This window comes from Emcibacter sp. (assembly GCF_048269205.1).
In the GTDB taxonomy this organism is placed as follows: domain Bacteria; phylum Pseudomonadota; class Alphaproteobacteria; order Sphingomonadales; family Emcibacteraceae; genus Emcibacter.
Genome location: NZ_JBLXJC010000001.1, coordinates 312,752 through 327,071, shown reverse-complemented (window position 1 = coordinate 327,071; position 14,320 = coordinate 312,752). Strand labels below are relative to the sequence as shown.

The 14,320-nt window shown below is 54.2% G+C and carries 13 protein-coding genes; 5 read left to right on the top strand and 8 right to left on the bottom strand.

What is annotated here, in order from left to right; all coding sequences use genetic code 11:
• Positions 1-30: 30 nt before the first annotated feature.
• From cysN to ACN0YD_RS01495, 4 genes are all read right to left on the bottom strand, one after another.
• Positions 31-1,935, bottom strand: a complete 1,905-nt coding sequence (gene cysN, locus ACN0YD_RS01510; RefSeq protein ID WP_417316872.1) for a sulfate adenylyltransferase subunit CysN — start codon at positions 1,933-1,935, stop codon at positions 31-33.
• Positions 1,935-2,834 carry a sulfate adenylyltransferase subunit CysD gene (gene cysD, locus ACN0YD_RS01505; RefSeq protein WP_417316871.1) on the bottom strand — a complete coding sequence of 300 codons (900 nt, stop codon included), beginning with the start codon at positions 2,832-2,834 and terminating at the stop codon, positions 1,935-1,937. Before cysD ends, cysN begins: the two co-directional genes overlap by 1 nt.
• Positions 2,835-3,171: 337 nt before the next feature.
• The gene (locus ACN0YD_RS01500; RefSeq protein WP_417316870.1) at positions 3,172-3,750 is read right to left on the bottom strand and encodes an NADPH-dependent FMN reductase; all 579 of its coding nucleotides are present in this window, start codon (positions 3,748-3,750) and stop codon (positions 3,172-3,174) included.
• Positions 3,751-3,761: 11 nt separating this feature from the next.
• The gene (locus ACN0YD_RS01495; protein WP_417316869.1) at positions 3,762-4,463 is read right to left on the bottom strand and encodes a pirin family protein; all 702 of its coding nucleotides are present in this window, start codon (positions 4,461-4,463) and stop codon (positions 3,762-3,764) included.
• 101 nt (positions 4,464-4,564) lie between these two features.
• Here ACN0YD_RS01495 and ACN0YD_RS01490 point away from each other — a divergent pair, with 101 nt between their 5' ends.
• The 5 genes from ACN0YD_RS01490 to ACN0YD_RS01470 all read left to right on the top strand — a co-directional run bounded on the left by ACN0YD_RS01490 (position 4,565) and on the right by ACN0YD_RS01470 (position 10,617).
• Positions 4,565-5,464: a LysR family transcriptional regulator gene (locus tag ACN0YD_RS01490; protein ID WP_417316868.1), complete on the top strand. Its 900-nt coding sequence runs from the start codon at positions 4,565-4,567 to the stop codon at positions 5,462-5,464.
• Positions 5,465-5,588: 124 nt separating this feature from the next.
• Complete coding sequence (locus ACN0YD_RS01485; protein WP_417316867.1) at positions 5,589-6,683, top strand: hypothetical protein; 1,095 nt, start codon at positions 5,589-5,591, stop codon at positions 6,681-6,683.
• A gap of 99 nt (positions 6,684-6,782) precedes the next feature.
• Complete coding sequence (locus tag ACN0YD_RS01480) at positions 6,783-7,784, top strand: rhodanese-related sulfurtransferase (RefSeq protein ID WP_417316866.1); 1,002 nt, start codon at positions 6,783-6,785, stop codon at positions 7,782-7,784.
• Entirely contained in the window at positions 7,781-9,241 is a 1,461-nt protein-coding gene (locus tag ACN0YD_RS01475) for a protein adenylyltransferase SelO (protein ID WP_417318827.1), read from the top strand. The genes ACN0YD_RS01480 and ACN0YD_RS01475 overlap by 4 nt, the downstream gene beginning before the upstream one ends.
• Before the next feature lie 95 nt (positions 9,242-9,336).
• Positions 9,337-10,617, top strand: coding sequence for a hypothetical protein (locus ACN0YD_RS01470; RefSeq protein ID WP_417316865.1), 1,281 nt, complete (start codon positions 9,337-9,339; stop codon positions 10,615-10,617).
• Between the two features lie 14 nt (positions 10,618-10,631).
• On the opposite strand, the gene sigJ is transcribed toward ACN0YD_RS01470, so the two are convergent.
• The 4 genes from sigJ to ACN0YD_RS01450 all read right to left on the bottom strand — a co-directional run bounded on the left by sigJ (position 10,632) and on the right by ACN0YD_RS01450 (position 14,298).
• Positions 10,632-11,528 (bottom strand): RNA polymerase sigma factor SigJ, encoded by an 897-nt coding sequence (gene sigJ, locus ACN0YD_RS01465; protein ID WP_417316864.1) that lies wholly within the window; start codon positions 11,526-11,528, stop codon positions 10,632-10,634.
• A 13-nt stretch (positions 11,529-11,541) separates the two neighbouring features.
• Positions 11,542-11,973, bottom strand: a complete 432-nt coding sequence (locus tag ACN0YD_RS01460; protein ID WP_417316863.1) for a carboxymuconolactone decarboxylase family protein — start codon at positions 11,971-11,973, stop codon at positions 11,542-11,544.
• Between the two features lie 111 nt (positions 11,974-12,084).
• Positions 12,085-12,645 (bottom strand): YSC84-related protein, encoded by a 561-nt coding sequence (locus ACN0YD_RS01455; RefSeq protein WP_417316862.1) that lies wholly within the window; start codon positions 12,643-12,645, stop codon positions 12,085-12,087.
• Positions 12,646-12,663: 18 nt separating this feature from the next.
• A complete protein-coding gene (locus ACN0YD_RS01450) occupies positions 12,664-14,298 on the bottom strand; it encodes a long-chain-fatty-acid--CoA ligase (protein ID WP_417316861.1) in 1,635 nt (544 codons plus the stop codon).
• Positions 14,299-14,320 lie beyond the last annotated feature (22 nt).

Here is a 14,320-nt window from a genome sequence, read left to right as displayed (position 1 = left end):
CGCCGGCTTCTCAAATTATTGCCCGGAATTTCAGGAAGAAAGATATCCCTTTTCTTCCAGATACTCGATAATCCGGTCTGCCGCCTTTTCAGGCTCCAGATCAGTGGTGTCAATGGCAAGCTCGGGATCGTCCGGCTCTTCATAGGGGCTGTCAAAGCCGGTAAAGTTCTTAATCTCGCCGGCTCGAGCCTTCTTGTACAACCCTTTCGGATCACGCTGTTCGCAGACTTCCAGCGGGGTATTGATGAAGATCTCGATAAACTCGCCCTCTTCCATTGCCTCCCGCGCCATTCGACGTTCAGAGCGGAAAGGCGAAATGAAGGAGACCAGCGTAATCAGGCCTGCATCCACCATCAGTTTCGAAGTTTCGGACACCCGGCGGATATTTTCCACACGGTCCACATCGGTAAAGCCCAGATCCTTGTTCAGGCCGTGACGCACATTGTCCCCATCAAGCACATAAGTGTGATTGCCGCGGGCAAAGAGTTTTTTCTCCAGCGCATTGGCAACGGTTGACTTGCCGGAACCGGAATAGCCGGTAAACCAGAGCACGGCCGGTTTCTGGCTTTTCTGCGTTGCCCGGGATATCTTATCCACGTCAAGCGCCTGCCAGTGGATGTTTTCCGCCCGACGCAGACCATGGTCGATCATACCGACACCGACCGTGTTGTTGTTCAGACGGTTGATGATGATAAAAGCGCCGGTCTCCCGGATATCTGAATAATGGTCATAGGGAATCTGGTCGGACAGGGACAGGTTACAGACCCCCACCTCGTTCAGTTCCAGGGCCTTGCCCGCTTCATGCTCAAGACTGTTCACATTGATCTTGTGCTTCAGGGAGGAAATCACACCAGAGACCGTTTTTGTGCCGATTTTGATCAGGTAGGGCCTGCCCGGCAGGAGATGTTCATCATCCATCCACAAAACATGAGCCATAAACTGGTCGGTCAGTTCGGCGCGGTTTTCCTTACGGCAAATCACATCCCCGCGGGAAATATCGATCTCGTCCTCCAGCGACAGGGTCACCGCCTGGCCGGCAATCGCCTGGTCAAGATCACCGCTCATGGTGACAATGCGCTTGACGCGGCTGGTCTTTGCCGACGGCAACACAACAATTTCGTCACCCGTGCGAATGGTGCCACTGACGATAGTGCCGGAAAAACCCCGAAAATCCAGATCCGGGCGGTTCACCCACTGCACCGGAAAACGGAACGGGGCAGATTTCTCGTCTGTGGTGACATCAACGGTTTCGAGCACTTCCATCAGGGTCGGGCCGTCATACCAGTCGAGCTTGTCGCCTCTCTCCAGGATATTGTCGCCTTTCAGCGCCGAAATCGGCACACAGGTAATATCCGTCAGCCCGATATCCGCAGCAAATGCCCGGTAATCACTTTCAATCTGATCAAAGACCTTCTGATCATAGTCCATCAGGTCCATTTTATTGACCGCCAGAAGCACATGCTTGATGCCCAGCAGGGACACAATGTAGCTGTGTCTGCGGGTCTGGGTCAGGATGCCCTTGCGGGCGTCGATCAGAATGATGGCCAGATCTGCATTTGAGGCGCCGGTGGCCATGTTGCGGGTATATTGCTCATGCCCGGGTGTGTCGGCAACGATAAACTTGCGCTTGTCAGTGGAGAAAAAGCGATAGGCTACATCAATGGTGATCCCCTGCTCCCGCTCTGCGGCCAGACCGTCCACAAGAAGGGCAAAATCCATATCCCCGCCCTGGGTGCCGACCTTTTTACTATCGGATTCAAGACTGGACAGCTGATCCTCGAAGATCATCTTGGAATCATATAACAGGCGACCGATCAGCGTACTTTTACCATCATCGACGCTGCCACAGGTGATAAACCGCAGAAGGCTCTTTCTTTCCTGGCTTTTCAGATATTCAAGAATATCTTCCGAAATCAGTGCAGACTGGTGTGCCATTAGAAATATCCCTCCTGCTTTTTCTGTTCCATGGATGCATTGGCGTCCTTGTCAATGGCCCGCCCCTGACGTTCGGAGGTTCTGGTCAGCAACATCTCCTGGATAATGGCCGGCAGGGTATCCGCATCGGATTCAATTGCACCGGTCAGGGGGTAACAGCCAAGGGTCCGGAATCGAACCTTTTTCATCATCGGTTTCTCACCCGGCTCAAGGGGCAGGCGGTCGTCATCCACCATCACCAGCATGCCATCCCGCTCCACAACGGGGCGTGCCTTGGCGAAATAAAGCGGCACAATGGGAATATCTTCCTGATAGATATACTGCCAGATATCCAGTTCGGTCCAGTTGCTCAAGGGAAAAACACGGATGCTTTCGCCCTTGTTAATTCTGCTGTTGTACAGGCTCCACAGTTCCGGACGCTGGTTTTTCGGATCCCAGCGGTGCTGGGCCGACCGGAAGGAAAAGATACGCTCCTTGGCCCGGCTTTTTTCCTCGTCGCGACGGGCACCGCCAAAGGCCGCATCGAATTTATATTTGTCCAGCGCCTGCTTCAGGCCCTGGGTTTTCATCACATCCGTATGTACGGCGGACCCGTGTGAGAAGGGGCCGATGCCCTGATCGACACCGTCCTGGTTTATATGGATCAGCAGGTCAAGACCAAGTTCAGCGGCCCGCTTGTCACGAAATTCGATCATTTCCCGGAATTTCCAGGTCGTGTCCACATGAAGAATGGGAAAGGGCGGGATAGAAGGATAAAAAGCCTTCATGGCCAGATGCAGCATGACTGCCGAATCCTTGCCGACTGAATAGAGCATCACCGGGTTCTGGCATTCCGCCGCCACCTCCCGCATGATATGAATACTTTCGGCTTCAAGCCGCTGCAAGTGAGTTAGATCCATTCCAGACTCTCTTTTCCATCCTTTTTTCGGGAGGTATTCGGACTTCCCGTTTTTATCATGTTCCCGTGCGTCCAACGATCTTCTTTACGCCAGAATCTACCTTTAGATAACTGCATTGTCCGAAGATGACAACGCCTATAGCATCTTTTTATAAGAAAAAAATGTATTTTATTTTATAATACACATTATTATTGTTGTTTAAACCATGCAAACCATTTAGCCTGCAGCCCCTTCCGTCATACTGCTTTGATGTTGAAGAAAAGTAAATGTCCCGGAAAAAACGAAAAAGCAGGCTGCAAGGAGCCTGCTTTCCAAGGACCGCAAATTCAGAGGCTGGTCAGTTCCCGCCGAGGTTCCTGACCAGCCTGGCCCCCAAATCCCTCACGGCCAGTTCCTTTTCCCCGTTAATCATACCGCCGGTCTCGTCAAATTCCTCCATGGCATTACCCAGCGCCATCATGGCCGGATCAACCTGCACCATCATGTTCATCAACAGCTCCCTGAGGGCATAGAGGCCGCGCAGGCCGCCCATTGCACCGGGGGAGGTCGACATAATCACCGCCTGTTTGCCAGCAAAGGAATTCAGCATTGGTTCGTCGGCCGCCGCCGGGCGGGAAACCCAGTCGAAGACGTTCTTGAGAAGAGCGGAATAGGCGCTGTTATATTCCGGCGAGGCAATCAGCAAGCCGTCATGGCCATCGAAGAGATTTTTGAGTTTGAGGACGTTGTCGGACAGCCCCTCAGCAGCTTCCAGATCCCCGTTATACAGAGGAAGAGGATAGTTCCGCAGATCAATACAGGTTACTTCCGCACCGGCATCTTCCGCACCGGCCACAGCAGCGGCAAGCATGGCCTTGTTGAACGAGGCCCGTCTTGTACTGCCGGCAAACGCCAATATATTCAGTTCCTTAGACATTTTATTCCTCCTTACCTAGGCAATTCAAATAAAAGCACTTCCGAATCTGTTTCGTTCGCGATCCGCAACTGATCTTCCCCCTCCAGCGCAAAACCGTCACCGGACTCACCTTCGATTTCACCGACGGTGATTCGTCCCCTGGCCACCTGCAGCCAGTATCTCTGACCATGATTAAGCGTTCTGGTCAGTTCACTCCCGGCCCGGAACCGTCCCCCAAAAAGGCGCGCCTGCTGCTGTATCACCAGACTTCCTTCGGCTCCATCCGGGCTGACCAGAAGCCGGAATTCATTTTCAAGATCGCCCACCGCAAGCTTCTGTTGTTGATATCCGGGCTGGGTATTCACCTCGTTGGGCATGATCCAGATCTGCAGCAGGTGCAGTTCCTCGTCTTCCGATCTGTTATATTCACTGTGCTGAATGCCGCGGCCGGCACTCATCAACTGTATTTCCCCGGGCGCAAGCTCAGATTCGCTGCCGGTACTGTCCCGGTGGGCAACCCGGCCCGAGAGGACCCAGGTGATGATTTCCATATTCTCGTGATCATGAGTCCCGAAACCGGCACCCGGCCTGATCCGGTCCTCGTTGATCACCCGGAGTGGTCCGTAACCCATATTCCGGGGATCGTGATAACGGCCAAAAGAAAAGGAATGTTTGCTTTCCAGCCAGCCACCGACCGTGACTCCCCTGTCTTTATGGCATCGCTTTGTGATCATTTTCCGCATCTGTTATCTGTACAGTGCGGAACAGGATAGATTTTTCTTCTAATTATGATAATGTGTATTTCGAGAACATTACTATTCTAATTTTTATATCAATGGACAAATTATCTAATATACGAACTTTTGCCGTAGTGGGTCAGACCGAGAGCTTCGCCGAAGCTGCGCGGCGGCTCAATCTGGCCAATTCCGTCGTCAGCAAGCGGATCAAGGATCTGGAAGATGACCTTGGCACCCGTCTGCTGACCCGCACCACGCGTCATGTCAGCCTGACCGAAGCCGGTTATCAATATCTGGAACAGGTCCAGAAGCTGCTGGACGACCTGGAAGAGATGGAAGAAAGCCTGCGGCAGAAAACCCAGACCCCCATAGGGGAACTCAGGGTCGCGGCGCCCTTGAGTTTCGTCAATCACCTTGGTCCGGCCCTGTCCGCCTATCTGGACAGATATCCGCAGGTGACCATGAGTATTTCCTTTTCCAACCGTTTCGTGGATATCGCCCAGGAAGGTTTTGACCTGGCGATCAGGGTGGCCAGCAAACTGCCGGATTCCAACCTGATGGCCCGGCAAATTGCCGCAAGTCACCGGGTGGCCTGCGCCAGCCCTGACTATATCGCCCGACACGGCAATCCGGAAAAACCCGAAGATCTTCTGCATCATAATTGCCTGACCTATACCAACCCCAACCGGACCAAGGGCTGGGACTTTTATCGTGATGAAAAAAAGGTCCATATCCCGGTACATGGCAACATGACTTCTGACAATGGCGATTTTCTGTGCGAAGCGGCCATCTGCGGCAAGGGCATTGCCCTGCTGCCGCAATATATCGCCGGCAACGCCATAGGGGACGGCAGGCTTGTGCCGCTGCTGGAAAATTTCCGTGAGCCGGGTTTTCATATCTATGTGCTTTATCCGCACAAAAAACTGCTGTCCACCAAGGTGCGCACCGTGATCGACTTCCTGACCGATTATTTCAAGGATAGTTTTGCACAATTGTAACCGTTAAGTAACGGTAATACTTCGAAAAAATTATTCTTCCGTGACATGATTCCTGTATCGTTGACAGGCGGATTCCGCTCTCGTAAACGGAACATATCTTGTGCCGTTACTCAGGGAAACACGGATGAAGATGCTGAAACCGAGAAGGCTGTTTTTTGTTGCCGCACTCAGTCTGGGTCTGTCGCTTAACGCCAACACCTCGATCACGGGGCATCCCCCGCTTCCGCAAACCGCTGTCTCAAAAACACCGGACATTACCATCGACCCCGTAAGCGGCGAACACCGGGTCCGCTTCAGCGTCCTGATCTATAATATCGCCGGCCTGCCCTGGCCCGTGAAAAGCGGCCGGGCGGAACGGCTCGCCCTGATTGCCGGAGAATTCGCCCGGCTCAGGGAGCAGGGCCGCGCACCGGACCTTGTCCTCCTGCAGGAAGCCTTCATGGAAGAAAGCCGGGACATCATTCATCTGGGCGGCTATCCCAATTATGTGACCGGCCCCGCAGCGGAAGAAATTGTCGAAGAGGCCTCGCCGGGCACGCCCCGGGACTTCCTTGCCGCCCGCAGCAGCTGGCGCGGTGAAACCTGGGGCAAGGTCATGAACAGCGGCCTTTATATCCTCAGCGACTTTCCCATCACCGGCCACGAAAAAACCGCCTTTCCCCGCAGGGATTGCGCCGGCTGGGATTGCCTGGCCAACAAGGGGGTGATGATGGCCAGCGTCCATATTCCCGGTGTGCCCTTCGCCATTGATGTGGCCAATACCCATATGAATTCGAAGGGACCTTCCTCGGGCGTTGACCTTGGGCGCACCACCGCCGCCCAGAAGCTCCAGCTTGATACCATTCACGGCCTTGTCGCCCGCCACAGCCGCATCGAACGGCCGCTGGTCCTGGCCGGGGATTTCAATCTCAAGGGCCTGCCGGAGATGGTCGATTACCTGCGCCAGCGGCAAGGACACAGTTTGGCCAGTGAATATTGCCTCAATGCCCGGAACTGTGACATGCGCCTCACCGCCGGCAGCCCGACACCCTGGCTCGACAGCAACGACCTGCAGGCCTTCCGCAGTGCCGAAGGCGCCCGCCTGCGCCCAATCAAAATCGAGCTGATGTTCGATGAAAATGTGGGCGAAGAACCCCTGTCCGACCATGACGGCTATCTGGTTCATTATGAACTGAGCTGGCAGCCAGAGGATTTCCCGCAGCTGACGGCGGGCCTTTAAATTCACCCTCCCTTGATACTGCCGTTTTCCGCTGTTATATAAGGGCCCTGACTGGTGCTCCGGATTTGCGATCCGGCCCGCAACATAAGGAACCTGAATATGTCAAAGATTGTCGTATCGGCACTCTATCATTTCGTCACACTTGACGATTACGCCGACCTGCGCGAACCGCTTCTCACCTTCCTGAAGGAACAGGGCATCAAGGGCACCTTGCTGCTGGCCCGCGAAGGCATCAACGGCACCGTTGCCGGGTCTGCCGAGGCCATTGCCAACCTGCATGCCTACCTGCGCGCCGATGAGCGCTTTAAAAATATCGTCACCAAGGAATCCCTGGCCGACGAAATGCCCTTTTACCGCACCAAGGTGAAGCTGAAGAAGGAAATCGTCACCATGGGTGTGGAAGGCATCAATCCCAACCATATCGTCGGCACCTATGTGAAGCCGCAGGACTGGAATAAGCTGATTTCCGATCCCGACGTGATCCTGGTGGATACCCGCAATGATTACGAAGTGGGCATCGGCACCTTCAAGGGCGCCCTCAATCCCCAAACCGATACCTTCCGCGAGTTCCCCAAATATGTCGCGGACAACCTCTCGGACGCCAAGGACAAGAAGGTGGCCATGTTCTGCACCGGCGGCATCCGCTGTGAAAAATCCACCGCCTATCTCAAGGAACAGGGCTTCAAGGAGGTCTATCACCTGGAAGGCGGTATTTTGAAATATCTGGAGGAAGTGCCGGAAGAAGACAGCCTGTGGGAAGGCGAATGTTTCGTCTTTGACAGCCGGGTTGCGGTCAAACACAATCTGGAACCCGGCATTTACGACCAGTGCTTTGCCTGCCGCATGCCGATCACCGAGGAAGACAAGAACCATCCCCATTATATGAAGGGGGTGAGCTGCCACCACTGCCATGACGAAAAGTCGGAAGAGCAGATGCGCCGCTATCAGGAGCGCGAGCGGCAGATCGAGCTTGCCAGAAAATCCGGCGCCGAACATATCGGTGGCGAGGTCCAGGACATCATCGCCCAGCGCCGGGAAGAAAAACGCCGCCTGAAAGAAGAGCAGAACCGCCTCGACGCCTTACAGCAGCAGGAGGCCTGAGCATGATCAACTCCCTCAGCTTTGAAAACCGCTTTGCGGACCTGGGGGAGAGCTTCTTTGCGCCCATGCAGGCCCGGCCCCTGCCCAACGCCCGTCTGGTGACCTTCAGCCGGGAGGCGGCCAAACTGCTCGACCTGGACCCGGCGTGGCTCAACACTCAAGAAGCCGTGCAGATCTTCGCAGGCCATCAGGTGCCGGACAAGGCCTCGCCCCTGTCCATGGTTTATGCGGGCCATCAGTTCGGCGGCTACAGCGCCCAGCTTGGCGACGGCCGCGGCATATTGCTGGGCCAGGTCAGGAACCAGAAGGGCGAGCTCTGGGACATCCATACCAAGGGATCGGGCAAGACCCCCTTCTCCCGCTTCGGCGACGGCCGGGCGGTCCTACGATCCTGCATCCGGGAATATCTGGCGAGCGAGGCGCTTTATCACCTCGGCATTCCCACAACAAGGGCGCTGCTGATCCTGGAAAGCAGTGAGCCGGTGCAGCGGGAAAAGCTGGAGAACGCCGCCCTGCTGGTCAGGCTCGCCAAAAGCCATGTGCGTTTCGGGAGTTTTGAATATTTCGCCCATACCAACCAGCCGGAGGAACTGAAAAAGCTCGCCGATTATTGCCTGGAGGTGCATTTCCCGGATCTGAAAGAGGCTGAGCAGCCCTATGATGCGTTGTTGCTTCGGATCGCCGCCGAGACCGGCAGCATGATCGCCCGCTGGCAGGCCTTCGGCTTTGCCCACGGGGTCATGAATACGGACAATATGTCGGTGCTGGGGGAGACCTTTGACTACGGCCCCTACGGCTTTATGGAGGGCTTCAACCCGGACTATATCTGCAACCATTCCGACGAATGGGGCCGTTATGCCTTTAACCAGCAGCCGAGCATCGGCTTCTGGAACCTGCGCGCCCTGGCCTATGCCCTGAAGGACCTGCTTTCGGGCGAGATGACCGAGCAGGTGCTGGAGGCCTACCAGACCCGATTTTTCGAGGAATACGACCGGCTGATGAATAAAAAGCTCGGCCTCAAAGTGATGATGGAGGGCGACCGCCAGCTGATGGGCGACCTGTTGCCCCTGCTGCAGAAACACGTCATCGATTACAGCATCTTCTTCCGCAAGCTTTGTGAGTTCACACAAAGCGATGATGAAAGCGCGCTTTATGTGAAGCCCGAGCATCAGGCGGAATTCCGTGACTGGGTAGAGACCTATAAGACGCGGCTCGCACAGGAAAATTCCGTTGATGAAGATAGAAGCGCCGAGATGAAAGCCGCCAACCCCAAATATATCCTGCGCAATTACCTGGCCCAGCAAGCCATCGAAAAAGCCGAGGCCGGCGATGCCTCAGAGGTGGAAAAACTGATCGAGATCCTATCAAACCCCTATGATGAGCAGCCGGAACATGAAGCCTACGCCGCCGAACCGCCGGAATGGGGCAAGAAGCTGGAGATCAGCTGTTCGAGTTGATTCTGACAACTCAGATCCTTATCCTATCCGTTGTAATAAATTACGTCATAGGACACTAAACGTTGCCCACTTTCACCAGAAGAAGGCTACAGTTTATGATAGATGAGCTGAGGAAGGTTATTAATAACCCGGCCAAAGTGAACGATATGGTGAGTCGCCTTAATAATAAAAGAGTCGATCAAGCGCTGCCCGCTGAAATAGAAATCGCGTTTCTTTGGGGCATTAAACAAGTTGCTGATTTAATAATAGAACCTGAAACTAAATCAGGAAAACGACCTGAAGCATTTTCAAAATCTCTCTTTGAAAAACCAGCTTTTATTGAGGTAACAACGCTTTCAGACGGCTCCCTATCCGGAGAAAAACGGATAAGATCTGCCATTCAAAAAATCACCAACAGTGCAAATCAAATTAAGAAAGGTGTTGGAAACTACTTATATTTTTCTTTTCATGAAGCTAGTGGTTGGATTGATGGTAATTTTTATCGAGACTTTGGTGTTGAAGAGGATTTCAAAGTTGACGATGCATTAAACGCAAAGCTTACCAATTGGCTTAATTCAAATCCCTGTGGGAAAAATCAAAAAGTAAGATTAACCCATCCTACAATCGACGTTACAATAGAAAAGAAAACTCATAAAACCAGAACGGGCAGAAACTATTCTTACAGTTCCCCTTCTTTACCCCACAAAATCAATGATAATCCGCTCTATAGTTGTCTATACCGAAAAGACAAAGATCAGCTAAAAAACCTTCCCATAGACCACTATAAAGTCATTCTATTAGCCGATACTGGCAGTGAATTGTTAAGAAGAATGAACCCACCTGGTTCAACGCATCCGTTTAAATCAGCCTCAGACATTATCAATTATTTTCTTGAGAGCTCCAATACAGATATTGTCTGCGTCTTTTCAACACAAAACGGTAATTCTTCATCCAACTCTAATGGAGTGAGATTGGGGTGGGCAGTAACATTCTTCTGTAAAGAAAATCTATCGCCAAACGTAGAAAATCTAGCGAAAATGATAGACCTCTTACCCTCTCCCCGGTTTGAGGGTTACAATGCCAAGTCCCTACATGAGCAAAACTCATTTAATCCGACAAACAACAAATGGTATCTTGGACCAAATATCCGAGAAAAAGGTGATAAAATTGAAATGACAATATCCTCGCGTGCTCTCCTTGAATATTTAGCTGGTAGAACTGATAATGAGAGGTTTTCCCGAAACGCATTTTTCAAAGATGACAATTATTTTGAATTTTGGCTCCAGCAAGGATACTGCATTGAAGACATAACCATAAAAAGTGGCGGACTTGACGAAGATGACGATCTTGTTTGTTTCACTTTTAAACTAGACGCTAGCATTTCACCAATCAAGTAAAGTATCCAGCTTTCTTATCTAACAGTTATGTTTCCCACCCCCTGCAACCGCCCCAGCTTCTCCGGGTTGCGGAGGATCAGGATTTCGCGACATAAGCCTTCTTCATCACAGACGCAGGTGATGGCGCCGGTGATGCGCCCCTCTTCAATCAACAACAGGCCCGGTTCGCCGTTGATATCCCGCGCTTCCAGTTCCGCCCCGGCCCAGGCCGCATGCAATACCCGGCCCAGGAACAGCAATATCTTGTCCGGTCCCTCAAGCGGCTTGCGGGGTGCATTGACCTTGCCGCCCGCATCGGCGGTAAGCCTGATGTCGGCAGACAATAGCGCCCCAAGTTCCCCGGTCTCCCCGGTCCGGATCGCCTGCTGGAAGGCGGAAAGCAGCCGCTCCCGGCTTTCCCGGGGCGGGTCATAACGGCGTTGCTTCTGGCCGATGCGTTCCCGGGCGCGGGAGACAAGCTTGCGGCAGGCCACTTCGGTGGTGCCGATCACGTCGGCGACCTCGGCATAGTCCCGGTCGAAAATTTCCCTGAGCAAATAAGCGGCCCGCTCTTTCGGCGTCAATCGTTCCAGCATGGCGAGGAAGGCCAGGGACAGGGAGGAAGACAGCATGATCTGCTCCTCGGGATTATCCTCGATCCCTTCCGCCACCGGTTCCGGCAGCCAGGGGCCGATATAATCCTCCCGCTTGCGGCGGGCCGAGCGAAGTACGTCAATGCAATGGCGCGAACAGACGGTGGTGAGCCAGGCGCGGGGGTTTTCGATCGCCGCATGGTCCGCCTTCTGCCACTTGAGGAAGGTCTCCTGCACCGCATCCTCCGCATCAGACATAGAGCCCAGCATGCGGTAGGCCAGCCCCTTGAGCATGGGGCTCGCCTGTTCAAAAGTGCTGATAAGTGCCGTTTCGTTCATTTGACTTTTGCCCTCAGTGCCGGGACACCTGCAACCTGTTCCACAGGTTAATCATCATGACCTGGCAGGTCAAAACCGATATTTCCTTATCGGAAAAATGCTCCCTGAGGGACGCCCGCAACGCCCCGTAATCGACGTCCTCTTTCAGCACCGTCAGAGCCTCGGTCCAGGCCAACGCCGCCCGTTCCCGATCTGTATAGTCACTCACATGACGCCAGACCACAAGCCGGTCGAGGCGTTCGTTGCTTTCCCCGTCCGCCCGCGCCTCCCTTGTATGCATTTTCACACAATAGCCACAGCCGTTGATCTGCGACGCCCTGAGCTTCACCAGATGCACCAGAAGCGGGTCGAGCCCGTGCTCATCCATGACCACATGGACGCCATTCAGGATCTGCAGGATATCCGGCACATGCTGTTCATAATTCACTGATGTGATTGATGTCATCGTCTTCTCCTTCCCAATAAACGTGAACAGGAGATAGACGACGAACCCCACCCATCTGTGACACAAAAAGCCTGCATCAAGCGGGCTTTCTGATTGAGGAGGGCAAAAAGCCTATTGTTTATTCAGCTTTTTATTCTTCCAGTATTTGGTGCCCTGCAGGGTCGCCTGCAGCGCAAGGCCGGTCTTGGTCATCTGGTAGACGCTGACGCCGGAAACCACAGTGTCGGCGCCGCTGGCCTGGGCGCCCTTTTCATCAACGGTCGCCGCCGCATCAGCCTGACCGGAAAAATCCCAGCCTTTGTCGACGAAATTATCGAAGGACGAGCGTTTGTGGAAAATCATGACAGTTCTGTAATCCTTGACCCCGATGCCGATGCCGACCCCGCCGGTGGCCATTTTCATGAAAATATTTTCGCCCGACTTGTTGTCATGGGCGACGCCGGTGCCGCTGCCGGCGGACAGCAGGATCACATTGATGCCACCAGAGTTGAAAACCGCATAGCCCTCGGCTTCCTTGATCATAGAGCGGGTTTCCGGATTGCTTTTATAAAGTTTTTCCAGCACCTCGTCGCGCATTTCCAGTATTTCCTGGCGTTTTTCGTCATTGGATTTGGCCAGTGCAGAGAGGGGCAGCAGAGCCACGCACAACAGGAGCAGGCTTTTTTTCAGCATCACAGGGGTCCTTCCTCTTTATTGGTCCGGGAATTGATAATCGGCAAACTGTTCTCGCAGGTTCAGCTTGCTGATCTTGCCGGTCGCCGTCAGCGGCACATCATCGACAAACTGTACATCGTCGGGAATCCACCATTTGGCCACCTTGCCTTCCAGATAGGACAGCAGTTCTTCCCGGCTCGCCTCGCAGCCTTCTTTCAGTTGCACCACCAGAAGCGGCCGTTCGTCCCATTTGGGATGATGCAGGCCGATCACCGCCGCCAGCGCCACGGCGTCATGACCCATGATGATATTTTCCATATCCACCGAGCTGATCCATTCGCCGCCGGACTTGATCACATCCTTGGCCCGGTCGGTGATCTGCAGGAAACCGTGCTCGTCGATGGTGGCCACATCGCCGGTATCGAACCAGTCGTCCGCATCCACCGCCTTCGCCGTCTGCTTGTAGTAGCTTTCCACAATCCAGGGCCCCCTGACCAGAAGCCGGCCAAAGGTTGTGCCGTCCCGGGGCAGCTCCTTTTCCTCGTCATCGACGATTTTCATTTTCACCCCGAACGGCGGGCGGCCCTGCTTGCATTTGATATCAAGCCAGGCTTCATAGTCCTTCTCTTTCAGGCCCTTCATGAAGGGCATGTTCCGGTTAACGGTGCCCAGCGGGCTCATTTCGGTCATGCCCCAGGCATGGTTCACCTCGACCCCGTATTTCTTGTCCAGCACCTCAATCATATAGCGGGGCACAGCGGACCCGCCGATGACCAGATTTTCGATCTCTGCCAGGTCCTGGCCGCTTTTATCCAGATAATCCAGAAGGCCGTTCCAGACCGTAGGCACCGCAGCGGAAGTGGTGACGCCTTCGGTGCGGATCAGTTCATGAATGCTGGCCCCGTCCATGGCGGCGCCGGGCATGATCAGCTTGGTCCCGACCATGGGGGCGGCAAAGGTCAGCCCCCAGGCGTTGGCATGGAACATGGGCACGATCACCAGAATGGCCGTATCGGCCGAAAGGCCAAATCCGTCCGCATTATTGCCGCAGGCCGCATGCAGAATGTTGGACCGATGGGTATACAGCACCCCCTTGGGGTTGCCGGTGGTGCCGGAGGTGTAACAGAGCGAGGACGGCGTTTCTTCCGGAAAGGACGGCCACACATAAGCCTCATCTCCGCTCTCAAGCAGTTCTTCATAACAGATCGCCCCGTGCAGGCCGCAGTCCGGCATATGGGCGCGGTCGGTCATGATGATATAATGCTCCACCGTCGGCAGATGTTCCTGCAGTTTCTCCAGCAGCGGCACAAAGGTCACATCGGTCATGATCACCCGGTCTTCGGCGTGATTGATGATGTAGATGAGCTGCTCGGCAAAGAGCCGGGGGTTCAGGGTATGGCAAATGGCGCCCATGCCGGAAATGCCGAACCAGCATTCCAGATGCCGGAACCCGTTCCAGGCCAGGGTGGCGACCCGGTCGCCTTTGTGAATACCCATTTTCTCCAGCGCGGAGGCCAGCTTCCTGACCCGCACATAGCTTTCCCCGTAGGTGGTGCGATGAATGGTGCCGTCCTCGGCAAGCCGGGAAACGATTTCCCGGTCACCGTGACAAATGGCGGCATGCTCCAGAATTTCAACTAGATTGATCGGTGCCGATTGCATCGAAGACATGACTTCTCCCTGTTCTGATTAA

What these genes read in the sequence shown, in the direction of transcription:
- cysD (WP_417316871.1), bottom strand. Translation starts at nt 2,834, where the DNA reads ATGGATCTAACTCACTTGCAGCGGCTTGAAGCCGAAAGTATTCATATC.
- ACN0YD_RS01455 (WP_417316862.1), bottom strand. Translation starts at nt 12,645, where the DNA reads ATGCTGAAAAAAAGCCTGCTCCTGTTGTGCGTGGCTCTGCTGCCCCTC.
- ACN0YD_RS01460 (WP_417316863.1), bottom strand. Translation starts at nt 11,973, where the DNA reads ATGACATCAATCACATCAGTGAATTATGAACAGCATGTGCCGGATATC.
- ACN0YD_RS01480 (WP_417316866.1), top strand. Translation starts at nt 6,783, where the DNA reads ATGTCAAAGATTGTCGTATCGGCACTCTATCATTTCGTCACACTTGAC.
- cysN (WP_417316872.1), bottom strand. Translation starts at nt 1,935, where the DNA reads ATGGCACACCAGTCTGCACTGATTTCGGAAGATATTCTTGAATATCTG.
- ACN0YD_RS01495 (WP_417316869.1), bottom strand. Translation starts at nt 4,463, where the DNA reads ATGATCACAAAGCGATGCCATAAAGACAGGGGAGTCACGGTCGGTGGC.
- ACN0YD_RS01470 (WP_417316865.1), top strand. Translation starts at nt 9,337, where the DNA reads ATGATAGATGAGCTGAGGAAGGTTATTAATAACCCGGCCAAAGTGAAC.
- ACN0YD_RS01450 (WP_417316861.1), bottom strand. Translation starts at nt 14,298, where the DNA reads ATGTCTTCGATGCAATCGGCACCGATCAATCTAGTTGAAATTCTGGAG.
- sigJ (WP_417316864.1), bottom strand. Translation starts at nt 11,528, where the DNA reads ATGAACGAAACGGCACTTATCAGCACTTTTGAACAGGCGAGCCCCATG.
- ACN0YD_RS01485 (WP_417316867.1), top strand. Translation starts at nt 5,589, where the DNA reads ATGAAGATGCTGAAACCGAGAAGGCTGTTTTTTGTTGCCGCACTCAGT.
- ACN0YD_RS01490 (WP_417316868.1), top strand. Translation starts at nt 4,565, where the DNA reads ATGGACAAATTATCTAATATACGAACTTTTGCCGTAGTGGGTCAGACC.
- ACN0YD_RS01500 (WP_417316870.1), bottom strand. Translation starts at nt 3,750, where the DNA reads ATGTCTAAGGAACTGAATATATTGGCGTTTGCCGGCAGTACAAGACGG.